Source organism: Halomonas sp. TP35, from assembly GCF_052375975.1.
Lineage (GTDB): Bacteria > Pseudomonadota > Gammaproteobacteria > Pseudomonadales > Halomonadaceae > Vreelandella > Vreelandella citrativorans.
Genome location: NZ_JBQSUZ010000002.1, coordinates 36,607 through 59,451 on the forward strand (window position 1 = coordinate 36,607; position 22,845 = coordinate 59,451).

Consider the following 22,845-nt stretch of genomic DNA (forward strand, 5'->3'; position numbering starts at 1 on the left):
TCAGCTGGGGTCGTAGGAGAGGACTGGCGACAGCCAGCGCTCCATCTCCTCAATTGTCATTTGCTTACGCTCAGCGATTGCTTCCACTTGGTCACGGGTGATCTTGCCCGTCGAGAAGTACTTTGACTGCGGATGAGCAAAATACCAGCCCGCAACGGCAGCGGCTGGCCACATGGCGTAGCTTTCCGTCAACGCAAGGCCGGTATTTTCTGTGGCGTTTAGCAGCTTGAACAAGGTGCCTTTCTCAGTGTGGTCCGGGCAGGCAGGATAGCCGGGGGCGGGGCGAATGCCTTGATATTTTTCTGCAATCAGCGCGTCGTTATCCAGTGTTTCTTCAGGTACGTATCCCCAGAACTCTTTACGTACCCGCTCATGAATGCGCTCTGCAAAAGCTTCCGCCAAACGGTCGGTAAGTGCCTGAACCAAAATGGCGTTGTAGTCATCGCCTGCGGCTTCATAGGCCTTGGTAAGCTCGTCCACGCCATGCCCTGTGGTTACCGCAAACCCGCCGATCCAATCGGCCTTGCCGCTCTCTTTAGGCGCAATAAAGTCCGCCAGGCTGTAGCAGATACCGTCTCGCCCCTTAGTGGTTTGCTGACGAATATGGTGAAGGCACTCGATGACCTCGCTGCGCGATTCATCGGCATATACTTCAACGACGTCATCATCCACGCTGTTGGCCGGCCATAGGCCGATAACGCCCCGGGCCTGAATGCGCTTTTCATCGACAAGCTTACGCAGCATGGCTTGCGCATCGGCAAACAGGTTGCGCGCCGCTTCGCCAACGACTTCATCGTTAAGAATTTTGGGGTATTTACCCGCTAACTGCCAGCTCATGAAGAAGGGGGTCCAATCGATACGCTCGATCAGTTCTTCAAGGTCGTAGTTATCGAACGTCTTGAGGCCCAGGAATTTGGGTTCAACCGGCGTCTGGGTGTTCCAGTCGGTGCGGAAACGACGTTTGCGCGCCTGAGTGTAATCCAGGTCCGCCGCTTTAGGACGGCGCTTGGCGTTACGCTCACGTACCTTGACGTACTCTTCACGAATTTCCGCGACATACGCTGTTTTGAGGTTCGGGGCGAGTAGTCGGCCAACCACACCTACCGCGCGTGAAGCGTCGGTCACGTAAATGACCGGATGCCCATACTGTGGTTCAATTTTAACCGCGGTATGCGCCTTTGACGTCGTTGCACCACCGATCAGCAACGGTAGGTTCATACCCCGGCGTTGCATCTCTTTGGCTACGTGCACCATTTCATCAAGCGACGGCGTAATCAGCCCCGACAGGCCAATAATATCGGCGTTGTGATCAATAGCGGCTTGAAGGATTTTTTCAGCGGGCACCATCACGCCAAGATCAATAACTTCGTAGTTATTACACTGTAGCACCACGCCGACGATATTTTTGCCAATATCGTGAACGTCGCCTTTAACCGTGGCCATGACAATTTTGCCCTTGGCCTGAGTGCCTTCGCTTTTTCCCGCTTCGATATACGGAATCAAATAGGCAACCGCCTGCTTCATGACCCGCGCGGACTTCACTACTTGGGGCAGGAACATTTTACCGGCACCAAACAGGTCGCCGACCACGTTCATGCCATCCATTAGCGGCCCTTCAATGACCTCGATAGGGCGCTCGGCCTGAACGCGGGCTTCTTCGGTGTCGCCTTCGATATAGGCCGTGATGCCTTTAACAAGCGCATATTCAATGCGCTTGTTAACCGGCCAGCCGCGCCACTCAAGGTCCTCTTTCTTGGCCGGGCCGCTACCGTCATCCTTGTACTTGTCTGCAAGGTCCAGCAAGCGCTCGGTACCGTCGCTGCGCTTATTCAGCACAACGTCTTCCACGGCATCGCGAAGCTCGGCGGGTAAGTCGTCGTATACCGCAAGCTGCCCAGCGTTAACGATCCCCATGCTCAAACCTGCACGGATGGCGTGATACAGGAACACGGAGTGGATCGCTTCACGTACCGGGTTATTGCCCCTGAACGAGAAGGAGACGTTGGAAACGCCGCCTGAAATCATGGCATGCGGCAGGTTTTCACGAATCCACTGAGACGCCTCGATAAAGTCGACGGCGTAGTTGTTGTGCTCTTCAATGCCGGTGGCAATGGCGAAGATGTTGGGGTCGAAAATGATATCTTCGGCCGGAAAGCCGATGTCATCGACCAGCAGGCGATAGGCACGCTCACAGATTTCCGTCTTGCGTGCGAACGTATCGGCCTGACCATCCTCGTCGAAGGCCATAACCACGATAGCCGCGCCAAAACGACGGCATTTGGTGGCCTGCTCACGAAACGCCGCTTCGCCTTCTTTTAAAGAGATTGAGTTAACAATGGCCTTGCCCTGAACGCATTTTAGGCCTGCTTCGATGATGTCCCATTTGGACGAGTCGATCATGATCGGTACGCGGGCAATATCCGGCTCGCCAGCAATCAGATTCAGAAAGCGCACCATCGCTTCCTGAGACTCCAGCATGCCCTCATCCATATTGATATCGATGACTTGCGCGCCGTTTTCAACCTGCTCAAGTGCTACTTCCAGGGCAGTGGTGAAATCTTCTTCGACAATAAGCCGTTTAAAACGCGCTGAGCCGGTGACGTTGGTACGCTCACCCACGTTGACGAATAGCGAGTCAGCATCAATGTTGAAAGGCTCAAGCCCGGACAAGCGGCAAGCGGAGCTACGCTCAGGAATTTGACGCGGTGCCATGGGGCGCACTGCATCTGCAATTGCACGAATATGCTCAGGGGTCGAGCCGCAGCAGCCACCAATGATATTGACCAGGCCGCTCTCGGCAAACTCGCTAACGATCGCCGCCATCTCTTCCGGCGTTTGGTCATACTCACCAAACTCGTTAGGCAGGCCGGCGTTAGGGTGTGCAGAAACAAACGTATCGGCTTTGGTGGACAGCTCTTCAAGGTAAGGGCGTAGCTCTTCAGCCCCTAGCGCACAGTTAAGGCCCACTGACAGTGGCTGGGCATGGCGAACCGAGTTCCAGAATGCTTCAGTGGTTTGCCCGGAAAGTGTCCGGCCCGAGGCATCGGTGATCGTGCCTGAAATCATGACCGGCAGCCGCTTGCCCAGATCTTCAAACAGCACTTCAAGCGCGTAGATCGCCGCTTTGGCGTTGAGTGTATCGAAGATGGTTTCGATCATGATCAGGTCAGCACCGCCCTCAATCAGCGCCTGAGCAGCTTCGTAATAGTTTTCACGCAGCACATCGAAGGTCACGTTGCGCTTGGACGGGTCATTCACATCCGGCGACAGTGAGGCGGTGCGTGAAGTAGGGCCCAAGACGCCCGCGACATAGCGCGGCACGCCGGTTTCTGCCGCGACCGCATCGCACACTTCCCGGGCCAGGCGCGCAGATTCACGATTAAGTTCGACAACAATCTCTTCCATGCCGTAGTCGGCTTGAGAAAGACGCGTGCTGTTAAAAGTATTGGTTTCAATAATGTCCGCGCCCGCTTCCAGGTAAGCGCGGTGAATACGCGAAACCACATCGGGGCAGGTAAGCGCCAGCAGGTCATTATTGCCTTTTAAATCCGACGGCCAATCGCTGAAGCGTTCACTGCGAAAGTCTTCCTCGCTCAGCTGGGCATTTTGCAGCATGGTCCCCATACCGCCATCCAGAATAAGAATGCGTTGGGCAAGGCGTTGGGTGAGCGAGGCGTTCAAATCACTAGCGGCCATAACAGGGAAAATTCTCCAGCGTCTTAATCGAAAATGTTTTATTAAAATACGTTTTCGAAAAGGGGGATGAGCGACGTTTTACAACATATCAATAACCAAACGGGCAATATGATACCAAAGGCCGCCAAGCAGGGCAGCTATACAATACAGCTGTTAAAGATTCATTAGCCCGTTAGCCATTTAAATAGCCTACTAAAACAGTCGGGATTGTGTCGACGCGCCGTTTTGCTTACCATAGCGTGAAAATGACATGTGAAGTGGTATTGCCACCGTTCACGGGAGGGAAATAGCCTCATGACCACGATTATCGAAGCACCCGGTATCGACATTACCGACAGCGCCCAAGAGTACCTTGCGGAATTGCTTGAAAAGCAAAACGTTGAGGGTATCTCCGTGCGTATCTTTATTACCCAGCCCGGTACGCCTTATGCAGAAACCTGCCTAGCATACTGCCGTCCCGGTGAAGAAGAACTCACCGATGTTAAGCTAGAGCTTGAAAAAATCAACGTGTTTCTTGATAAAAACAGCTTGGCGTTTTTAGAAGAAGCCGTTGTTGATTTTAACGCCGACCGAATGGGTGGGCAGCTGACCATCAAGGCACCTAATGCCAAGATGCCCAAGGTGAATGCCGACAGCCCCTTGGAAGACCGTATCAACTATGTACTGTACAGCGAAATCAACCCAGGCCTTGCTTCTCACGGCGGCGAGATCAAGTTGGTTGAGTTAACGGAACAGAAAATGGCCGTTCTCGCCTTTGGCGGCGGCTGCCAAGGTTGCGCAGCGGTAGACTTAACCCTCAAAGATGGCGTTGAGAAAACTCTGCTGGAGCGTATTCCAGAGCTTGCCGGTATTCGTGATGTCACCGACCACACCGATACAACCAACGCTTATTACCGCTAGGCGACGCGCCATAACCTCAAAACCCAGCCTTCCGGCTGGGTTTTTTGTTTTATTCAGTAGTACTTCAGCCAACGGAAAGGCCACCCAAACGGTGGCCTTTTTAGTTACACGGAGTGTTTTAGTCGTTGGCGTACCTTAGGCAATATGCGCGATATAGCCGGAATCCGCAGACACATTAACAACGCACCCGCCATCGCGTATAAAAACCACTCCTGCATATCCGCGCGGACTATCCATAAGAAATGCAGCAGCACCAGCGCTAAAATAACGTAGATGAGCTTATGGAGTGTTTTCCAGCGCTTGCCCAATTTTCGCATAGCCCAACGATTAGACGTGGCGCCAAGAGCGGCTAAACCTGATAAAGCCAGCATTCCCACAATAATATACGGTCGTTTAACGATCTCACTGCCTAACTGGGCCCAATTAAGTCCCAGAATAAACAACACGTAGCAAACGAAATGTAAAAATGCATAGGCAAGCGTCCAGAGGCCTAACTGGCGACGAATGACGCTAAAGCCTTTCCAGCGTGTCAGCCGGGTAAGGGGCGTAAGGCTTAAGGTAAGCAACAATAGCCATAGTGCGCCTTGGCCAATATTTAACAGCAAATAGCGCCCGGGCTCTGGGCCCGCCATATTGGTGGCTACGTGCAAACTCCACCAGCCCAGGGGCACTAAGGCACCAATGAAAACACCTATGCGCCATAGCGTAATAAAATAAGTCGGCATCAGTAGTGGGTCCGAAGATCCATGCCTGCATATAAGCCAGCGACTTCATCGGCATAACCATTGAACATACGCGTGTCGATGATATTGGTATTGAAGAGGCTGTTCGGTAAACGGCGTTCGGTGGCCTGGCTCCAACGAGGATGATCGACTTCAGGGTTCACGTTGGCGTAAAAGCCATATTCATTGGCGGCGATTTGCTGCCAAGAATTGAGCGGCTCCTCTTCAACCAGTGAAATGCGCACAATCGATTTAATGCTTTTAAAGCCATACTTCCATGGCACCACTAGGCGAAGCGGTGCGCCGTTTTGATTAGGCAGCTCTCGTCCATACATGCCCATCGCTAGAAAGCTTAGCGGATGCATTGCCTCATCAAGGCGTAACCCTTCTACATAGGGCCAGTCGATTAGGGCAAAAGCGGAGCCTTGCCCAGGCATTTGCTCAGGATCTACTAGCGTTTCAAAGCGCACGTAATTGGCTTTTGACGTAGGCTCTGCGCGTTGAATAACATCGGCAAGCGAAATGCCTAGCCAAGGAATAACCATCGACCAGGCTTCAACACAACGTAGCCGGTAAATGCGTTCTTCAAACTGGGAAGGGTTGACGAGATCTTCAAGGGCGAAGCGCCCACCATTATTGACCTCACCATCAATCACTACGCTCCAAGGCTTAGTCACCAGCGAACCCGCTCTGCGTGAGGGATCGCTTTTGCCGGTACCAAATTCAAAAAAATTGTTGTAGCTGCTGGCATCCGCATAAGGGGCCATTTTGTCCTGGCTCGGGTCGGCAGGCACAACTGCCCGCCACTCGGCCGCATCGCGTTTGGCCTTAAACCATTCAGGCGCATCGCCTTCGGGAACATCGTTGTAGTCAGGCATTTGCTCACTGGCTGAGGCGTGGCCTGCTAATGCCAGCCCAGCTCCGAGGCCCACGAGCCCGCTCATAAAGCGTCGGCGTGATAAGTAAATTGACTCAGGAGTAATCTCTGATTCATGCAAGTCACTAGGTTTAGCAATTTTAATCAGCATGGTGATGCTCCTGACGGTCAACAACCATCGGCTGGTTAGCGATAACAAACGCTATGGGTGCGTGTTTTATCCGTAATGGCTTACTTCATCCCTAATGACGTCGGCAGGGGTGTCAGCGTCATTCAGTCATTCTCGTTGAGCTGCCTTTCTCTGACGTTTATCGAAGCAGGTAGTTCAGAAAGTTGCTGCTGTAACGCCGTCATTTGTTGACCCATTGTGGCCTGCCATTCGCGCTCACGTTTCATCTGCTCTCGCTGCTGTTTGTTGTTTTCCTGAGCATCCGTCAATTGCTGAGTGAGCGATGTAATGCGCTCTTTCTGGGTGGCGATGTGCTGCTCCTGTTCTTTTGCCTGCTGGGCGTATTGGTTTGCCTGAGTCTGCTGCTTTAGTAGATCGCCGCGATTCTGCTTTAGCTCCTCCGTTAATGCCTCGATGCGTTGCTGTTTCTGCTGGAGCCGCTTATGCGAGGCTTTTTCTTCCTGAGCACGCTCCTGGCGAGCCTCGTCCAGCATTGCCATCAATCTTCCCTCGGCATTTTCATTACGCAGCTCTTCTTGGGCCAAGCGTTTTTCCCATACGCTCTGCTGCTCTTTTAACGCAGTGGTATGTTGCTGGCCAAGGGCCACATTATGCTGCTGTAAGGCTTCATTCGCTTTTTTTAACTGCTGGTTTTCCTCATGCGCCTCTGTAGCAGCCTGCTGCCAATGCTGCTCTTTGGCTTGGCTTGCGGCCAGCTCACGGTTAAGTGCTTCAAGACGCTGCTCGGTATGGCGGAAGTGTTCCGCTAGGGCGCTTTCGCGCTGTTCGGCGTTCGCTGCTAACTGTTCAGCATTCTCAGCCAACTGCTGAGCTTCTTCAACTTGTCGATTCGCCTCTTCGCGGTAGTGCAGCAGCGCCTGATTGGCGACTTCTTGCGCTTCACGCCATAGCTCACTGGCGACATTAACAACCACTTCAGGGACGCCTTTTGGTGGAGGAACGTCGCGATTTTGTTCGCGCTCGGTGCGCCAATGGCGGAAGTGTTCGCTGATCGTCGTAAAACTGCCGGTACCCAACACTTCGCGGATTCTTTGCACGCTGGGCGTATCGCCACGGGTAAGAAGCGTATCGATTGCGTGCTGTACGTCACTGTACTGAATGCCACTGCGCGCCATGCTGTCTCTTCCTGATGTTTGCCTATTGAATCGTCCTATTTTCCGCGTAATGACTTATAAATACAATAATTACGTTATATGTATTACGTAATTATATTTATCATTAGACGTATAAATTCAAGATTACTATTATTATCTTGAATTTATACAGACTTGGCACCATACTTATCCCTTATCAAACAGCGGCATAGTGATACAGGCTAAAATAGAGCCAGGTAGCGTTATCGAGGTAGGTATCAGTATGTTTATGATCAAATGGATGTAATTGCCGGGCAGAAGGGCGGCATGCAGGCGTCAAGCGCTGTAGTGGAGCAGCCGTTTCAGTCATCACGCATCAATGCGCATACAGACGCTCAGGCCGTTGCAGCATGGCTTGCCGAGTATCAGGACAACCCACAAACCTGGAAAAGCTACCGGCGTGAAACCGAGCGATTGTTGCTCTGGCTCGACCGCCAGCACTTAACGCTGAAAGCGATGGACCGGGAAACGCTGCGCCAATTTGAGGCATTCCTGGCAGACCCGCAGCCCGCCCAGCATTGGGTTGGGCCTTCAAAACCTCGTTACCATCCGGGGTGGCGGCCATTTCGTGGGGCGTTATCACCCGCCAGCCGCCGACAAAGTTTGATTATTTTGCAGGGTCTGTTTAGCTGGCTGGTAGAAGCAGGGTGGGTCAGCCATAACCCGTTTCGGTTGATGCGCGATAAATCTCGCCGCTTAAACAATCAGTCACCGCGTATTGAGCGCTATCTGGAACGTGAGCTATGGGAGTGGTTTTGGTGTTGGCTTAATAAGCCAATGGGTGACTGCAAGGGAAGTCGTGCCGAGTATGAACAGGCCCGACGCCGGTTTATCTTTGGCTTCGCCTACTTATTAGCACCGCGTATTAGCGAAATGGCGGGCACCCGCATGGGTGATTTTTCCCAATCAGAAGGGCGCTGGTGGTGGGCCGTGGTGGGCAAAGGCAGCAAGCTTGCTCGCGTCCCAGTGCCTGATGATATGCAGGCATGTTTGGCTGATTGGCGACAAGCGCTTGGGCTTGATGGATTGCCCATGCAATTTGACGAGACGCCTGCTATCCGAGCGCTGGATGGAAAGCGTGGTATTGGTGATAATCAACTTTACCGGCTGATCCGTGAAACCTTTACAGAAGCAGCCGATGTGCTTGAAGCTGACGAGGGGGCGCCCGCCTATGTGGCTGCGCTGCGCAAGGCAACACCGCACTGGCTGCGGCACACCTCGATTACCCACCAGGCTCAGGCGGGCATTAGCTTGCGTCACTTGGCAGAAAGCGCCCGCCATGCACGGCTGGACACCACGTCGCGCTACCTGCACACCGAAGATAACGAGTGGCACAGTGAACAGCAGCGTCACCGGCTTACGCCATAAGGCACTTCAGGCATAAAGCTATCCACGCAAGCCACCTTGAACCCGTATAATGGTATGACGCTTTTAAATCGAATGTGAAAAGGAACGAGTATGAGCACTTCCGGCGCCGAGCAGGCCCAGCAAGAGCTAATCGAAGAGTTTGAAATGTTTGATAACTGGATGGACCGATATCAATACATTATCGATATGGGCAAGCAGCTTCCTGATTTTCCAGAGGCGTGTAAAACTGCGGAGTATAAAATTCAGGGCTGCCAATCCAATGTGTGGATGCGCCATGAACAGCAGGGCGAGACGCTGATTTTTAGTGCTACCTCTGATGCGGCAATTGTTTCTGGACTGATTGCGGTTCTATTACGCATCTATAGCGAGCGCACAGCGGCTGAAATCCGCACTACCGAACCGCACTTTTTAGCGGATCTTGGGCTGGATAAACATCTTTCCCCCACGCGCAGCAATGGCCTCCACGCCATGCTTGAGCGTATTTACCAAGTGGCGCAGCAAGCCTAATCAGGCATTATCGTTGATGTTGATGACAGCATGAAGGAGAGGGCGGCGACTCGTCGTCCTCTTTACAAAGTTGCTCACTACGCCCACCGGGAACAGGATCCATTCCACCAGGGTTTCCAGGATGGCATTTTAGGATTCGCTTGATAGCCATCCAGCCACCTTTGACAGGGCCGTGCACCTGAAGGGCCTCAATAGTGTAGGAGGAGCAGCTTGGCCAAAATCGGCAGCGAGGCCCGAGCAGGGGGCTAATAAGGTATTGGTAGGCACGTATTGCGCCAACCATCAATAAAACCGCCAGTTTGCGTAGAACGTGTAATAAGTAATGCACCCAGCGCATGACTAGCGGTTACCGTAAAGCTCATTAGGGTGAATAAGCGGTTCACTATTGATGGTGGCATCGTCGCTGGTTAGCGACAGATAAAAGCAGCTTCGGCGACCGGTATGGCAAGCAGGACCTGTCTGGTCTACCTGTAGCAGCAATGTATCGCCATCACAATCCAGAGCCGCCGACTTAAGATGCTGCTGCTGCCCGGATGACTCGCCTTTACGCCAGAGCTTTTTGCGTGAACGCGAATAGTAGCAAACGCGATGCGTGCTCAGCGTTTCCTCCAGCGCTTCACGAGTCATCCAGGCCATCATTAACACTTCTTTGGTGTCATACTGTTGAGCGATAGCAGGCAATAAACCTTCCGCGTTAAATCTAACAGCATCCAATAATGTCGTGGTGGCGGGTAATGTATCTTGTGGCGTTGCCGCCTCAAGTGCCTTAAATAACGTATCAGCCGGTAGTTGATCAAAACGAGACATAACTATTATTCACTCTTGGCTCGACAGTTTTGGCAAAGGCCTTGCAACTCAATCGTCTGTCGTTCAACACTAAATCCTTGCCGGCTGGCAAAGGCTGATAACTGATCGCTGACTTCATCCAAATGCAGTTCTTCGACGTAACCACAGTGACGGCAAATCAGCAGTTGGAACCCATGAATATGTTCAGGGCAGGCGCATGCCACATAGGCGTTTAGCGACTCGATACGATGCACCAATCCTTGGTCAATCAAGAATTCCAGCGCTCGATAAACCGTAGGAGGGCGGGCAGCCGCATGCTCTGTTGAAAGCTTATCCAACAGGTCATAGGCTTTTAAACCGCCGCCATTATGAGCAATCAACTCAAGCACACGGCGTCGAATGGGGGTAAATCGAACGCCGCGGCTGTGACACTGTGATTCCGCTTGTTGAAGTAGCGTATTCGCTTCAGTCATTGGTGCACTCATTAAACGTCATCAGCTTAGTCTACGCGCTTGCGATAGTTGTGTCAGGGCTTTCTGTTAGCTCACTCTTGCGAGCAAAGTGGTGCTGAGCAAAGGCTACACGCTCGGCAACTGACACCCCTTCTTGCTGACGCTCGATGAGATCAAGCCGGCGACGCAAACCCTCTCCGTTGGTCATTTGAATCGCAAGGCCCGGCCGTGCATTCAGCTCAAGCAACATGGGCCCATGCTGCCTGTCCAGCACCATATCGGTTCCCAAATAGCCTAATCCGGTCATTTCATAGCAACCCGCCGCCAAGTTTAGCAGGGTATCCCACTGAGGGACCACCAGGCTTGCCAGATCATGCCCGGTATCCGGGTGGTTAAAGCAAGGGCGGTCAAATTGCACGCCGCGAAGGGCTTCTCCGGTGGCAATATTCAAACCAACGCCGACCGCTCCCTGGTGCAGGTTGGCTTTGCCGTCGGAGGCCGCCGTTGATAAGCGCATCATCGCCATGACTGGGTAACCCTTAAAAACGATGACCCGAATATCCGGCACGCCTTCGTAGGTATACGCCATCAGACTTTCTTCAAAATTAATCAGCGTTTCAATGATGGCTACATCCGGAGAGCCGCCCAAGGAGTAAAGCCCTGAAAGAATATTAGAGACATGACGCTCTACAGCCTCAAGCGTTAAATGTGCTCCGCTGGGTTTAACAAACTGATTATCAACTACCTTTTCGATAACCAGGATACCCTTACCGCCACTGCCTTTGGCAGGTTTGATAACAAAACCATTATGACCTGCCAGCATATTGCCAATATGCTGAACGCCAAACTGCGTGGTTACCGTACCAATAAGCTCTGGCGTGGTAATGCCATACTCTTGCGCCAAAAGTTTAGTCTTGAGCTTATCATCCACCAACGGGTAAAGACGACGTGAATTGTAGCGGCCGATATAGCGGATATTGCGCCGATTCATACCGATAATGCCTTTGTCGCGTAGGCGGCTTGGCCATGTCCAGTTGTTAAGCCAACTCATGACGGCTTCTCGTCATCAGTAATCGGCTTGAAGCGGCGTAACTCAAGCAAACGGTACCCGGTGTAGTTGCCCAAAATCAGAATGAGCGCCATCAAAATCAGCTGAACACCCAGGAAGTTGAAGGTAATGTGGCGCACCCAGGGGTTGTTCATGGCAAGATATGCGAGCACGGCTGTCAACAAGCTGCCGCCTCCCTGAATAATGACCTGTTTTGGACCTTCTTCTTCCCAGAGGATCGACATCCGCTCAATCGTCCAGGCCAGGATAATCATGGGGAAGAAGGTGACGGTGAGCCCCGCGCTTAGACCCATACGGTAAGCCAATACGGTAAAGATCGAGATAATCGCGATGACCGTTATGATGACCGCCGATACTCTCGCCACCAACAATAAATTCAAATAAGACAGATAGTTACGAATAACCAAGCCAACAGCCACGATCAGCAGGAAGCCAATCAAACCCGTCAGCAGGGTGGTTTGTATAAAGGCGAGGGCGATCAGAACAGGCATAAACGTGCCTGATGTTTTCACCCCGACCAATACACGCAAAAACACAACGACCAAAGCGCCAATAGGAATCAGCAGAATCGTTTGGAAAAGAGCTTGTTCTTCAAGCGGTAAGCTATGGATTGAGAAGTTCAGCAGCGTATCATCAGAAAAGTGGTTGCGCACAGCAGCAGACGCTGGCTGATGGTGCGTTAGCATAGAGAAGCTAACCCGCGAGTTTGTACCGCCTTGAACTTCAAGCACCGCCCGGCCACTTGTTTCCCAGAGCAGCAGGTTCTCGGGCTGGCCTTCCTCGCCCGTTGCAGGGTCGAATATATTCCAGCTTTCTGCAGGCTCATCAAATACCTGAATCCAACTGCTTAATAGTTGACGCCGGCGCCCATCTTCCAGTAGCAGTCCGCTTACTTCTCGTGCTTGTACACCCGCTTGATTTAGCAAGCGCACGATGAGTGCTGACGGCGTTTCCTGGGTGAGCAGTAAGCGGGCATTTTCACCCTGACGCTCACCATTTACATCAAGAATTAGCTCACGCGCAAAGGTCGCATTATTTGCACTTCTGGCCCACGCTCTATCAATTAGCTGGGTAGCTGCTGAATCATAAGGACTTTCCCAGGGCGTGCTCGACGCCAGCCCTGGCGGTGCTTGTACCGGCGGGCGGGAACCAGGTGATACCAGCATTTGTACCGAATAATAGAGCTGCTGGCTGCCAGCAGCATTCCGAATGGTCCACTCGGCTTGGCGCCCGAAATCATCCGTCTGGTAGGCTAAACCATAGCCAGAAGAAGCGGTATTTTCGGTCAGTACACGAAAGCCTGCCTGCTGGGTGGGCAGCGCTAAATCCACTTTTACGGGGCCATTCTGGGCATTGAAATTGATAACGGCCTCAATTTCCCATACCTGACGCTGCTCGCCTGGTACCCAAGGAATTTCAAAATGAAGATGTCTATGCACACTGGTGGCAATACCTGCCACAAGAAGTAGACCTACAATGATATAAAACGGAAGGCGTGACATTAAAATTCCTTTCAGCGAAAAGCGGCAGGGGAGCTTTTACTCTTCGATATCGTCTTGGTCGACCGCTTCATCTTCAGCGGCTTGTTCAGCAGGGTCACCGCCGGGAAATTCTGGACGCTCATGTAAGTAGGTTTGCGCCACATCAACAATAGCAATATCCATTAAGAAACGGCGGCCTAGCAATACGGGGAAATCGAGGTGGGTACGATCATTCAGCGTAAATTCGACGTTTTCACGAATAGGACCGAGCGTCATTAATAGAGAGACAACGGGGCGAGACTCTTCACCAGACGCTTGAACAATGCGTACACGCCGTTGAACAGGTGCCTCTATCCACTCGTTACGCAATGACTCCACGACACTATCATCCTCAGTCAGTGCCAGCTTGAAGCGCACCCAATCTTCGCCATCGCGCTCAAAGCGCGTAATGTCGGAGGCCGATAATGACGACGTCTCTGCACCGGAGTCCACGCGTGCTTTTAAGTAGGTACCTACACTCGGCAGGCCAACCCATTCGCTACGTCCCAGCATGGTTTTCATATCTAGCGTGGTATCCACTTCACACTCTTCGCGGATAATGATGGGCTCGTCACCCCGAGCTTCAAGCTCCTTTATATCACCGCGTAAAAGGCGTAGCAGGCTACCCACTTCACGAACATCAGCGGTAAGCACCTGCTGTTGGCTGAGTTGTTGCGCCTGATGCTGAGCATTGGCACTGCATTGTTGCCCTAATGCATCCTGTAGCTCGAGCATTCGAGTATTGAATGACACCTCGTTCAACAACGGTGGCTCATTAGAATCTGGTTGCTGAAGGGCGCAGCCAGAAAATAGAAGTGATAAACCAGCCATCAGCCACAAAACACCTGGGCGCATAACGAGAGACATCCTTGAAAATTAAAAAGGAATAATAAGGAGAAGCTAGACCGGTTGTCCAACGCCGTATTAACTTTTTAGAAGCTACCCAACCTACCATTTAACATAATATATATTATGCGAACACCAAGGTGCTTAATTTCCACATAGAACAATTAAGATGGACTACCTCCTCCTAACATACTGATTCTTGGGTACCAATCGTTTTAACGTGCACATTCTTACATAATCAGATGCCGATTGCTTCCTCCTGGACCGATTCCGACCGCGGAGATGATATTTATGCTGAAGACAAACCCAGATTCCCACTGGCCAACACTGAATGACCCAGCGCACTACCCAGCCAGCCATTCCCCCCGATAATGCCGAGCGTTAATGTCGGTTTCATCTGTTATCTCCTGTTGAGCCGCCATCTCTTCGGGCGTAAACCGCGCTTGATGCCGCGCAGCAAACCGCTCAAGATCAGCATGGGTACACATCTGCCCAGTAAAAATATTGATGTACTGAGCCACTCGGCCGATGCGAGTATCCTGAGTCTCTTGGGTATGCATCGAGATATAGCCGATCTGAATCAAATACACCGTGCGTGCACGGGTATCAGCTTCCAGCACGTCATAGCCATAGCGAATAAACATGTCTTGCAGCGCTTGTAGCCGCAGGCTATCGGCTTGGCTAACGCGCTCAGCAACCACTTGATCTTGCAGGCTCCAACTTCTAATGGCGTACTCGAACTCAGAATCAAATACCGCTGAGTCAAACCAACAATCAAAGATATTGAGCGTGGCTTCCACGATGGAAGATGCATATTTCTCCGATTGCTCAATGACAGCCTGGGTGTTTTGACGCTCCCACCGCTCCAGCAGCGCGGCAAGCACCTCTTCGCGGTCTTTAAATAGCCAGTAAAAACTGGTTCGTGATGTTTTTAGCTTCTTTGCTAGCGGTACGATCTTGACGGCACTGACTCCCGAGGTAATCAGCAGCTCGTAAGCAGCATCAATCCAAGCAGTTTGGTTAATCGTGGTGCGTCCGTTTTTCACGTATTGCTCTCTTTGCCATGGCGATGCAGTCGATCATACAGGAAGCCTGTCACCTTTATGTACACAGCTGTCAATTATATTGACAACTATGAACAGAGAAGACTAGCTTGTGTTAATCATCAAAACAACAAGAGAAGACGACCGTGAAAAATGACCCTTTGCTACAGCCGTTACAACTAAAACATTTGACGCTGAAAAATCGGGTAATGCTGACTTCTCACGAACCCGCCTACCCCGAAGATGGCATGCCTAAAGAGTTATACCGGGCTTATCATGTTGAACGTGCCAAGGCAGGTATTGCCCTGACCATGACTGCTGGGTCGGCGGCGGTTTCCCGAGACAGCCCGCCGGTGTTTAACAATATTCTGGCGTATAAAGATGAAGTGGTGCCGTGGATGCGCGACCTCACCGAGGCGTGCCACGAACACGGCACGGCGGTAATGATTCAGCTAACGCACTTGGGCCGCCGAACAAGGTGGGACAAAGGCGACTGGCTACCGACGATTTCAGCCTCCAATCATCGGGAAGCGTCCCACCGCGCCTATCCTAAAAAAGCCGAACTTTGGGATATTGAGCGATTAATCAAGGATTACACCGACGCCGCCGAACGCATGTACGCAGCAGGCCTGGACGGCATGGAGATTCAGGCGTACGGCCACCTGATGGATCAGTTCTGGTCACCGTTAACCAACGTGCTTGATGCACCTTATGGCGGCAGCCTGGATAACCGGCTACGGTTTACCTTTGAAGTGCTCCAAAGCATCCGTGAGCGTGTTGGTGAGAAGTTCTTACTTGGCGTGCGCTATACCGGTGACGAGTGCTTACCCGGCGGCTTCGATGCCCGTGATGGCATGGCCATTTCCCACCGATTGAAAGACAGCGGCTTGGTGGACTTCCTTAATGTCGTTAAAGGGCATATTGATACCGACCCCGGTCTGACGGACGTGATTCCTATCCAAGGCATGCCTAGCGCGCCACACCTGGATTTTGCGGGCGACATTAAGCGTGAGGTCGACTTCCCGACCTTCCATGGAGCCAAAATTCAGGATGTTGCGACGGCCCGTCATGCGATTGCCTCCGGTAAGGTCGATATGATCGGCATGACTCGTGCTCATATGGCCGATCCACACATAATGAAAAAGGTCATCGAAGGCCGTGAAGAAGAGATCCGCCCCTGCGTGGGCGCCAATTACTGTCTGGACCGCATTTACCAGGGCGGCGCTGCGTACTGTATTCACAACGCCGCGACTGGACGTGAAACCACCATGCCCCATACCATTCCTCCCGCCGATACCAAACGTAAGGTGGTGGTCGTTGGCACAGGCCCTGGCGGGCTGGAAGCCGCCCGCGTGGCTGCCGAACGCGGACACAAAGTCGTCGTGTTTGAAGCGGCAGATGCCCCCGGGGGGCAAATTCGTTTAACGGCACAGAGCGAGCGCCGTCGAGAAATGATGGGCATCATCGATTGGCGCTTTGAGCGCTGTCAGGCCATGGGTGTCACGTTTCACTTCAATGTCTTTGCCGAACAGGATGAAGTGCTCACCGAATCGCCGGATGTGGTCATTGTGGCAACGGGCGGGCAGCCTAATGAAGAGGCGCTTCAGGAGGGCAACGAGCTGGCCGTCACCGGCTGGGACTTGCTTTCTGGCCATGTAACGCCAGGCAGAAACGTACTGGTGTATGATGATGCAGGCGACCATACCGCCCTGCAAGCGGCTGAGATTATTGCCAAAGCAGGCGGCAAGGTCGAATACATGACAGCCGACCGCGCCTTGGCGCCGGAGGTCATGGCCATGAACCTGGTGCCTTATATGCGTACACTACAAATGCTGGATACCACGTTCACCCCAACCTTCCGCCTGACTGGTATTAAGCGCGACGGCAGTGAACTGGTTGCCTCGGTCAGCAGTGATTACACCAATGTCATCAAACAGCGACGCGTAGACCAGGTAGTCGTCAACTTCGGCACGTTACCCATGGCCGATCTTTACGAAGAGCTGAAGCCGCTGTCGAGCAACCAAGGGGCCGTCAACTATGACAGCCTGATTGTAGGCACACCGCAGCCTATCGCTACCGAAGGAACGTTTCAGCTGTTCAGGATTGGGGATGCCATTTCGCATCGAAATACCCACGCAGCGATTTATGATGCCCTGCGCATCGTTAAAGACCTGTAGGATTCTGGCTTAGCGCTTTGCCTGGTCGTCTAATCCTACAGGCACTAAAAAGCAGCCTGCGTTAGCAAGGCTGCTTTTATAAGCGCGGGAGAACTAAGGCTTACTCATCAGCCGGCGCATAAGAACCATCTTCACGATGCACTTCCTTACCACTGAGTGCCGGTGTAAAGACACAGGCCACGGTCATGCCTTTTTCTTTGCCGCGCAGCAGGTGCTCGTCATGCTTGTCCAGTAGATAGATATCGCCTGCTTTGATTGGCCAGATTTTGCCATCCGCTAGGGTTTCGACTTCACCTTCGCCTTCATAGCAAAAAACGGCTTCGTAATGATGCTTATACTGAATGTGAGTCTCTGTACCCGGGAAGATACGTGTGATGTGAAAAGAGAAACCAGCATTATCCTCGGCAAGCACCAAACGGGTACTGTCCCAGTTACCATTTTCAGCAGTTACCAGTCGGTCTGTTTTACGCGCTTCTTCAAGATTGCGGACGATCATAATATGCTCCATGCCTGAACGGCTGGCGATACCAGCCGTTGAGTTTATCGTTAAGGTACATTAACTACCCAAAGTAACGTCAGGTTATCCGTTGATAACCGTGTTGACGGCCGCTTCCAAAATATCCAGCGCTTCAAGCAGATCTTCGTCGCTAATCGTTAATGGACAGAGACATTTAACAACTTCACCGCCTTGGCCGCTTGTCTCAATAATCAAGCCGTTTGCAAACGCTTCGCTGGTAATCTTGTCGGCGATGTCACCCGAAACAACGTCAATACCACGCATCAGGCCGCGGCCGCGCTCGGTAGCCGGTATACCATTTTCAGTCAACAGCGCCGCCAGCTTCTGGAAACGCTCTTCAACAATACGGGCTTTGCGTTGTACGTCGCGCTCAAACGTATCGTTTGCCCAGTATTTTTTAAGCGCGGCAGTCGCCGTTACCATGGCAAGGTTAAAGCCACGGAAGGTGCCGTTATATTGGCCAGGCTTCCACATGTCCAGCTCTGGACGAATCAATACATGAGCGAAGGGCAAACCAAAGCCAGACAGTGACTTCGAGTTAGTGACGATATCCGGCTTGATGCCGGCATGCTCAAAACTGAAAAACTTACCGGTACGGCCACAGCCTGCCTGGATATCGTCCACGATGAGTAAAATATCGTGTTCACGGCAAATGCTTTCAAGCCGTTTTAACCAGTCCAAGCCTGCTACGTTGATACCGCCCTCGCCTTGCACGGTTTCAACAATAACCCCTGCGGGAATATCCAAGCCGCCTGACTGGTCGCCCAGTAATTTTTCAAAGTAATCAAGCGTATCGGCATGCTCTCCCATATAGCCATCATAGGGTAAAAAGCTTGCCCCTTGCGTCGGAATGCCGCCGGTTGCTTCACGGAATTTACGGTTACCGGTGGTGGCCAACGCCCCCATGGTCACACCGTGGAAACCGTTAGTGAACGTCACAATATTGTGGCGACCTTTGGCTACGCGTGCCAAACGAATAGCCGCTTCAACTGCATTCGTCCCGGTCGGGCCAGGCAGATGAACTTTATAATCCAGCCCACGCGGTTTAAAGATGAGTTCTTCGAGTGTTTCGAGATATTCCCGTTTAGCTGCCGTCCACATATCCAGACCGTGGACAATACCATCGCTAGACAGGTAGTCAATCATGGCTTGCTTGAGATGCGGGTTGTTATGGCCGTAATTGAGCGTTCCGGCGCCCGCCAAAAAGTCGATATATTCGCGACCGGTTTCGTCGGTTAAACGAGCATTTTGCGCTTTAGTAAACACAACGGGAAATGAACGTGAATAGGTACGAACATTAGATTCCATACGTTCAAGCGATTGGGTCTTCATTGGCGACCTCCTTGTGTCATCGTTAAGCCGAGAGATGTCGAGAACATCGTGGCAATACGAATAGAAAAAGAAAAATCAGATGTGATCAGTTTGGAATGGGCCGATGCGAACCAGGTTCTCTGGGTCATGCTCCCCACCAAGCTGTTCGGTAGAGAAATATTCACGGCTATTTAACGGCGCATGCCAGCGAGTGGCTAAACGCCGAAACAGTCCCCAGGAAGCCAGGTTGTCAGGTGTAATAGTGGTTTCCAGGTGGTGAACATCGGCGAGTTCAGGACGAGAAAGGATGGCTTCAACAAGGCGGCGGGCAAGCCCTGTGCCGCGTGCTTTTTCACCTACGGCTACTTGCCATAAGAAATAGGTATCGGGGGCATTATCTTTTACATAGCCAGATACAAATCCAACTATTTCGCTCTCTTCGTTGGTGGCAACAGCGCAGGTATCACGAAATTGGGTGGCTAACAGCAAGTAAGCGTAAGCAGAGTTAACGTCCAGTGGAGGACACGCTTTTATCAGCTCGTATATCCCCCAGCCGTCCTCTGCATTTGGCTTTCGGATATAGAGAGGCGCTTCTGAAAACCCAACGACCGCGTCGGCAACCGTGGGTCGTGCGAGCTCAGATGAAGGGGTAAAAGGTTGTATTGGCGTATTCATGGTTATGCTTCGCTGTAGCGAATTTGATCATCATTATAACAGCTGATTATTAGCAATTCAAAAGCCATATTATCCACCACCACGTTTTCCATAACCTATGGTTATACTAAGCTTGGTTTTTTAATACTGACACCGCCACTGGCTAAATAAAAATATGAGTTTAGTCCAACTTTTAAAAAACGTTGATATTAAAAAAGCGAGCCACTGGCTCGCTTGATGTACTGCACGTTAGGAAGCTGCTGGCAGGTTAATGCCGAGTAACGGTCCGCATGGTGACAAACTCTTCAGCACCGGTTGGATGAATACCAACGGTGAGATCAAAATCCTGTTTGGTAAGACCAGCTCTAACGGCGATGGCAATGCCTTGAATAATTTCCCCGGCCTCTTCGCCTACCATGTGCGCTCCGACGACAATATCCGTTGCATCATCAACAATAAGCTTCATCAACGTGCGCTCCTGGCTTCCCGACAAGGTGTGCTTCATCGCCCGGAACTCCGTGGAGTAAACCCGAATGTTAGTAAACTTTTGGCGGGCGCCCTCCTCGCTTAAGCCAACCGTGCCAATATTGGGCTGACAAAAAACCGCGGTAGGCACCGTAGTGTAATCAAGCCGTGTCGGTGTGGTGTCTTTGAAATGATAATCCACCAACTGCATGGCTTCAGCCAGCGCCACTGGGGTGAGCTCTGGACCAGCCGTTAGATCTCCAAGCGCTAACACAGACGGGAGCAGCGTTTCATAATGTGAGTTAACCGGAATTTTACCGTTGCCATCCAACTGAATACCCAGCTCTTCAAGGCCCAAGCCCTGAATATTGGCTTTACGCCCTGTTGCTGCCAGTACAGCGTCTACCTCTAACGTCTCGCCGGTCGTCAAATGAACATTGTAGCCGGTCTCAATGGCTTCAATACGCTCTATATTGGCGTTGAAATGGAGATTGACACCTTTTTTATCCATTTCCTTACGAGTGAATTCACGCACTTCATGATCAAAGGCTTTCAAAAATAGATCGCCACGATAAATCAAATGCGTTTCGCTACCCAGGCCATTAAAAATACTCGCAAACTCAACGGCGATGTACCCGCCGCCCAAGACCATAAAACGCTTGGGAAATGTATCCAGATCAAACACCTGGTTAGAGTCCAGCGCATGCTCATTACCCGGGAAATCAGGCACCCATGGCCAGCCACCTGTGGCCAACAGTATTTTTTTTGCGCTCACGTGAGTAACGCCGTTTTCATCTTCTAACGCCACCGTATGCGCATCGACCAGTCGACCGCGAGCGCTAAGCAGAGTGACGTCTGCCCCTTCCAGCATGCGTTGGTAAATATTGTTTAAACGCTTAATTTCACTTGTTTTATTGTCTCGCAATGTGGCCCAGTCAAAGGTGGCCGGTTCAGATAGCTGCCAGCCAAAACCTGCAGCGTCATCAAAACTGTCATGAAAATGTGCGGCATAGGCATAAAGTTTCTTGGGTACGCAGCCTACGTTGACACAAGTCCCCCCGAGATAGCGGTCTTCCACAATAGCGACGTTGGCACCCGTTGCTGCAGCCATGCGTGCAGCGCGAACGCCCCCTGAACCTGCGCCAATCACTAATAAGTCATATTGATACTCAGAATCGGCTACCATTATTTGCTCCTAAAAATTGGCATGCGCGTTAAGAAACCGACGGCACATGCTTATTGACCTTAGTCGCGATGAGGGTTAAAACCTTCATCGCTTGCTTGATTTCGCCTTAACCTGACGATGTAACGATACGGAGACTCAATGTCTGACCCTATTGCGACGCTCCTCGAAAATAATCGTGCCTGGGCTGAACGCATGTGCGAAGAGGATCCCGAGTATTTTAAGCGCCTGTCTAATCAGCAAAATCCTGATTATTTATGGATAGGCTGTTCTGATAGCCGGGTTCCCGCTAATCAGATTATTTCATTGCCACCAGGAGAAGTGTTTGTTCACCGCAATGTCGCCAACCTTTTACATCACACCGACATGAATGCGCTCTCTGTTGTGCAGTATGCGGTCGATGTCCTTAACGTGAGCCACATCATGATTGTGGGGCACTACGGCTGTGGCGGTATTAGAGCGGCAGTGACGGGGGGTGAGTGCGGTGTCGTTGATTACTGGCTGCACTCCGTCCGTGAGCAATACAACCACCATCGCCACTCGCTTGATCACCTTCCGTTGGATGAGCAAATTGACCGTATGTGTGAGCTTAATGTTAAAGCACAGGTTAAAAGCTTATGTCGCACTAAAATTTTGCAACGTGCCTGGCAAAGCGGCCAGAATATTTCCGTACATGGCTGGGTCTACGGCTTAAGCGATGGTCGTGTTAAAGACCTTAAATGCACCGTCACTGGGCTGGATCAGGTAGAAACGCTTTACCGCATTGATCGAGTGCAGCCAACCGATTAAGCCCTAGGCGACTATTGCCCGACGCAATAGTCGCCTTTGCCTGCTAATACCGCGTTACCTACCCGCCAATGGGGCATGTTACCCCTGTCCCTTTTAAGCCACAGTATCCGTTAGGGTTTTTGTCCAGATATTGCTGATGGTACGCTTCTGCAAAATAGAAAGTATCCAGCGGCTTTATCTCGGTGGTAACAGTACCTTTACCTGCCGCCTCTAACGCCTTTTGGTACGCTTTGGCACTCTGCTCAGCCGCCTGCTGCTGTTCATCGGTGGTTGTATAGATAGCAGAACGATACTGCGAGCCTATGTCATTTCCCTGCCGATTGCCTTGGGTCGGGTCGTGCTGCTCCCAAAATATCTGGAGCAAGGCGTCAATATCGGTCTTGCTGGGGTCATACACCACGCGAACCACTTCAGCGTGCCCGGTCCGCCCCGAGCAGACTGCATCATAATCGGGGTCAGGCGTTTGACCACCCGCATAGCCTGCGGCAGTCACGTATACGCCTGGTTGCTGCCAAAAGAGCCGCTCGACACCCCAAAAGCACCCCATTCCCAGAACGATTTCCTGATAACCCTCAGGATACTGCGCTTGTAGGGAGTGTCCGCTAATAGTATGAACATAGTTCTCGGTTAATCGTGTCAT

The 22,845-nt window shown here is 51.8% G+C and carries 21 protein-coding genes; 5 read left to right on the plus strand and 16 right to left on the minus strand.

Annotation, left to right across the window (positions count from 1 at the left end; translation table 11 throughout):
• Positions 1-3,696, minus strand: a complete 3,696-nt coding sequence (gene metH / locus ACT3RU_RS02885; protein ID WP_192526983.1) for a methionine synthase — start codon at positions 3,694-3,696, stop codon at positions 1-3.
• A gap of 294 nt (positions 3,697-3,990) precedes the next feature.
• Here metH and nfuA point away from each other — a divergent pair, with 294 nt between their 5' ends.
• Positions 3,991-4,596 (plus strand): Fe-S biogenesis protein NfuA, encoded by a 606-nt coding sequence (gene nfuA / locus ACT3RU_RS02890; RefSeq protein ID WP_192526982.1) that lies wholly within the window; start codon positions 3,991-3,993, stop codon positions 4,594-4,596.
• Positions 4,597-4,700: 104 nt separating this feature from the next.
• Here nfuA and msrQ read toward each other — a convergent pair whose 3' ends face one another.
• The 3 genes from msrQ to ACT3RU_RS02905 all read right to left on the minus strand — a co-directional run bounded on the left by msrQ (position 4,701) and on the right by ACT3RU_RS02905 (position 7,500).
• Positions 4,701-5,321: a protein-methionine-sulfoxide reductase heme-binding subunit MsrQ gene (gene msrQ, locus ACT3RU_RS02895; RefSeq protein WP_192526981.1), complete on the minus strand. Its 621-nt coding sequence runs from the start codon at positions 5,319-5,321 to the stop codon at positions 4,701-4,703.
• Positions 5,321-6,346: a protein-methionine-sulfoxide reductase catalytic subunit MsrP gene (gene msrP / locus ACT3RU_RS02900; protein ID WP_192526980.1), complete on the minus strand. Its 1,026-nt coding sequence runs from the start codon at positions 6,344-6,346 to the stop codon at positions 5,321-5,323. Before msrP ends, msrQ begins: the two co-directional genes overlap by 1 nt.
• A gap of 122 nt (positions 6,347-6,468) precedes the next feature.
• Entirely contained in the window at positions 6,469-7,500 is a 1,032-nt protein-coding gene (locus tag ACT3RU_RS02905) for a DNA-binding protein (RefSeq protein WP_192526979.1), read from the minus strand.
• Positions 7,501-7,785: 285 nt separating this feature from the next.
• Here ACT3RU_RS02905 and ACT3RU_RS02910 point away from each other — a divergent pair, with 285 nt between their 5' ends.
• Both ACT3RU_RS02910 and ACT3RU_RS02915 read left to right on the plus strand, forming a co-directional pair.
• Complete coding sequence (locus tag ACT3RU_RS02910) at positions 7,786-8,886, plus strand: tyrosine-type recombinase/integrase (RefSeq protein WP_225733751.1); 1,101 nt, start codon at positions 7,786-7,788, stop codon at positions 8,884-8,886.
• Positions 8,887-8,976: 90 nt separating this feature from the next.
• Positions 8,977-9,393: a SufE family protein gene (locus tag ACT3RU_RS02915; protein ID WP_087105436.1), complete on the plus strand. Its 417-nt coding sequence runs from the start codon at positions 8,977-8,979 to the stop codon at positions 9,391-9,393.
• Positions 9,394-9,400: 7 nt separating this feature from the next.
• Here the strand turns inward: ACT3RU_RS02915 and yidD are convergent, their stop codons facing one another.
• The 7 genes from yidD to ACT3RU_RS02950 all read right to left on the minus strand — a co-directional run bounded on the left by yidD (position 9,401) and on the right by ACT3RU_RS02950 (position 15,112).
• Entirely contained in the window at positions 9,401-9,676 is a 276-nt protein-coding gene (yidD, locus tag ACT3RU_RS02920; RefSeq protein WP_412767826.1) for a membrane protein insertion efficiency factor YidD, read from the minus strand.
• 56 nt (positions 9,677-9,732) lie between these two features.
• Positions 9,733-10,200 (minus strand): phosphoribosyl-AMP cyclohydrolase, encoded by a 468-nt coding sequence (hisI, locus tag ACT3RU_RS02925; RefSeq protein WP_192526976.1) that lies wholly within the window; start codon positions 10,198-10,200, stop codon positions 9,733-9,735.
• 5 nt (positions 10,201-10,205) lie between these two features.
• Positions 10,206-10,652, minus strand: a complete 447-nt coding sequence (locus tag ACT3RU_RS02930; RefSeq protein WP_087105439.1) for a Fur family transcriptional regulator — start codon at positions 10,650-10,652, stop codon at positions 10,206-10,208.
• A 31-nt stretch (positions 10,653-10,683) separates the two neighbouring features.
• Complete coding sequence (locus ACT3RU_RS02935; protein WP_192526975.1) at positions 10,684-11,682, minus strand: alpha-L-glutamate ligase-like protein; 999 nt, start codon at positions 11,680-11,682, stop codon at positions 10,684-10,686.
• Complete coding sequence (locus ACT3RU_RS02940) at positions 11,679-13,202, minus strand: inactive transglutaminase family protein (RefSeq protein WP_192526974.1); 1,524 nt, start codon at positions 13,200-13,202, stop codon at positions 11,679-11,681. Before ACT3RU_RS02940 ends, ACT3RU_RS02935 begins: the two co-directional genes overlap by 4 nt.
• A 36-nt stretch (positions 13,203-13,238) precedes the next feature.
• The gene (locus tag ACT3RU_RS02945; protein WP_192526973.1) at positions 13,239-14,075 is read right to left on the minus strand and encodes an ATP-dependent zinc protease family protein; all 837 of its coding nucleotides are present in this window, start codon (positions 14,073-14,075) and stop codon (positions 13,239-13,241) included.
• Between the two features lie 335 nt (positions 14,076-14,410).
• Entirely contained in the window at positions 14,411-15,112 is a 702-nt protein-coding gene (locus ACT3RU_RS02950) for a TetR/AcrR family transcriptional regulator (protein ID WP_087105443.1), read from the minus strand.
• 143 nt (positions 15,113-15,255) lie between these two features.
• Between ACT3RU_RS02950 and ACT3RU_RS02955 the strand changes: the two genes are divergently transcribed.
• Positions 15,256-17,286 (plus strand): oxidoreductase, encoded by a 2,031-nt coding sequence (locus ACT3RU_RS02955; RefSeq protein WP_192526972.1) that lies wholly within the window; start codon positions 15,256-15,258, stop codon positions 17,284-17,286.
• A gap of 100 nt (positions 17,287-17,386) precedes the next feature.
• Here the strand turns inward: ACT3RU_RS02955 and ACT3RU_RS02960 are convergent, their stop codons facing one another.
• From ACT3RU_RS02960 to gorA, 4 genes are all read right to left on the minus strand, one after another.
• The gene (locus ACT3RU_RS02960) at positions 17,387-17,782 is read right to left on the minus strand and encodes an ectoine synthase (protein ID WP_087105445.1); all 396 of its coding nucleotides are present in this window, start codon (positions 17,780-17,782) and stop codon (positions 17,387-17,389) included.
• 84 nt (positions 17,783-17,866) lie between these two features.
• The gene (gene ectB / locus ACT3RU_RS02965) at positions 17,867-19,135 is read right to left on the minus strand and encodes a diaminobutyrate--2-oxoglutarate transaminase (protein WP_192526971.1); all 1,269 of its coding nucleotides are present in this window, start codon (positions 19,133-19,135) and stop codon (positions 17,867-17,869) included.
• Positions 19,136-19,210: 75 nt separating this feature from the next.
• A complete protein-coding gene (gene ectA, locus ACT3RU_RS02970) occupies positions 19,211-19,789 on the minus strand; it encodes a diaminobutyrate acetyltransferase (RefSeq protein WP_192526970.1) in 579 nt (192 codons plus the stop codon).
• A 247-nt stretch (positions 19,790-20,036) separates the two neighbouring features.
• Positions 20,037-21,419, minus strand: coding sequence for a glutathione-disulfide reductase (gorA, locus tag ACT3RU_RS02975; RefSeq protein WP_192526969.1), 1,383 nt, complete (start codon positions 21,417-21,419; stop codon positions 20,037-20,039).
• A gap of 138 nt (positions 21,420-21,557) precedes the next feature.
• Here gorA and can point away from each other — a divergent pair, with 138 nt between their 5' ends.
• Complete coding sequence (gene can / locus ACT3RU_RS02980; protein ID WP_087105449.1) at positions 21,558-22,205, plus strand: carbonate dehydratase; 648 nt, start codon at positions 21,558-21,560, stop codon at positions 22,203-22,205.
• 58 nt (positions 22,206-22,263) lie between these two features.
• Here the strand turns inward: can and msrA are convergent, their stop codons facing one another.
• Positions 22,264-22,845, minus strand: coding sequence for a peptide-methionine (S)-S-oxide reductase MsrA (gene msrA / locus ACT3RU_RS02985; protein WP_192526968.1), 582 nt, complete (start codon positions 22,843-22,845; stop codon positions 22,264-22,266).

What these genes read in the sequence shown, in the direction of transcription:
- metH (WP_192526983.1), bottom strand. Translation starts at nt 3,696, where the DNA reads ATGGCCGCTAGTGATTTGAACGCCTCGCTCACCCAACGCCTTGCCCAA.
- nfuA (WP_192526982.1), top strand. Translation starts at nt 3,991, where the DNA reads ATGACCACGATTATCGAAGCACCCGGTATCGACATTACCGACAGCGCC.
- msrQ (WP_192526981.1), bottom strand. Translation starts at nt 5,321, where the DNA reads ATGCCGACTTATTTTATTACGCTATGGCGCATAGGTGTTTTCATTGGT.
- msrP (WP_192526980.1), bottom strand. Translation starts at nt 6,346, where the DNA reads ATGCTGATTAAAATTGCTAAACCTAGTGACTTGCATGAATCAGAGATT.
- ACT3RU_RS02905 (WP_192526979.1), bottom strand. Translation starts at nt 7,500, where the DNA reads ATGGCGCGCAGTGGCATTCAGTACAGTGACGTACAGCACGCAATCGAT.
- ACT3RU_RS02910 (WP_225733751.1), top strand. Translation starts at nt 7,786, where the DNA reads ATGCAGGCGTCAAGCGCTGTAGTGGAGCAGCCGTTTCAGTCATCACGC.
- ACT3RU_RS02915 (WP_087105436.1), top strand. Translation starts at nt 8,977, where the DNA reads ATGAGCACTTCCGGCGCCGAGCAGGCCCAGCAAGAGCTAATCGAAGAG.
- yidD (WP_412767826.1), bottom strand. Translation starts at nt 9,676, where the DNA reads ATGGTTGGCGCAATACGTGCCTACCAATACCTTATTAGCCCCCTGCTC.
- hisI (WP_192526976.1), bottom strand. Translation starts at nt 10,200, where the DNA reads ATGTCTCGTTTTGATCAACTACCGGCTGATACGTTATTTAAGGCACTT.
- ACT3RU_RS02930 (WP_087105439.1), bottom strand. Translation starts at nt 10,652, where the DNA reads ATGACTGAAGCGAATACGCTACTTCAACAAGCGGAATCACAGTGTCAC.
- ACT3RU_RS02935 (WP_192526975.1), bottom strand. Translation starts at nt 11,682, where the DNA reads ATGAGTTGGCTTAACAACTGGACATGGCCAAGCCGCCTACGCGACAAA.
- ACT3RU_RS02940 (WP_192526974.1), bottom strand. Translation starts at nt 13,202, where the DNA reads ATGTCACGCCTTCCGTTTTATATCATTGTAGGTCTACTTCTTGTGGCA.
- ACT3RU_RS02945 (WP_192526973.1), bottom strand. Translation starts at nt 14,075, where the DNA reads ATGCGCCCAGGTGTTTTGTGGCTGATGGCTGGTTTATCACTTCTATTT.
- ACT3RU_RS02960 (WP_087105445.1), bottom strand. Translation starts at nt 17,782, where the DNA reads ATGATCGTCCGCAATCTTGAAGAAGCGCGTAAAACAGACCGACTGGTA.
- ectB (WP_192526971.1), bottom strand. Translation starts at nt 19,135, where the DNA reads ATGAAGACCCAATCGCTTGAACGTATGGAATCTAATGTTCGTACCTAT.
- ectA (WP_192526970.1), bottom strand. Translation starts at nt 19,789, where the DNA reads ATGAATACGCCAATACAACCTTTTACCCCTTCATCTGAGCTCGCACGA.
- gorA (WP_192526969.1), bottom strand. Translation starts at nt 21,419, where the DNA reads ATGGTAGCCGATTCTGAGTATCAATATGACTTATTAGTGATTGGCGCA.
- can (WP_087105449.1), top strand. Translation starts at nt 21,558, where the DNA reads ATGTCTGACCCTATTGCGACGCTCCTCGAAAATAATCGTGCCTGGGCT.
- msrA (WP_192526968.1), bottom strand. Translation starts at nt 22,845, where the DNA reads ATGACACGATTAACCGAGAACTATGTTCATACTATTAGCGGACACTCC.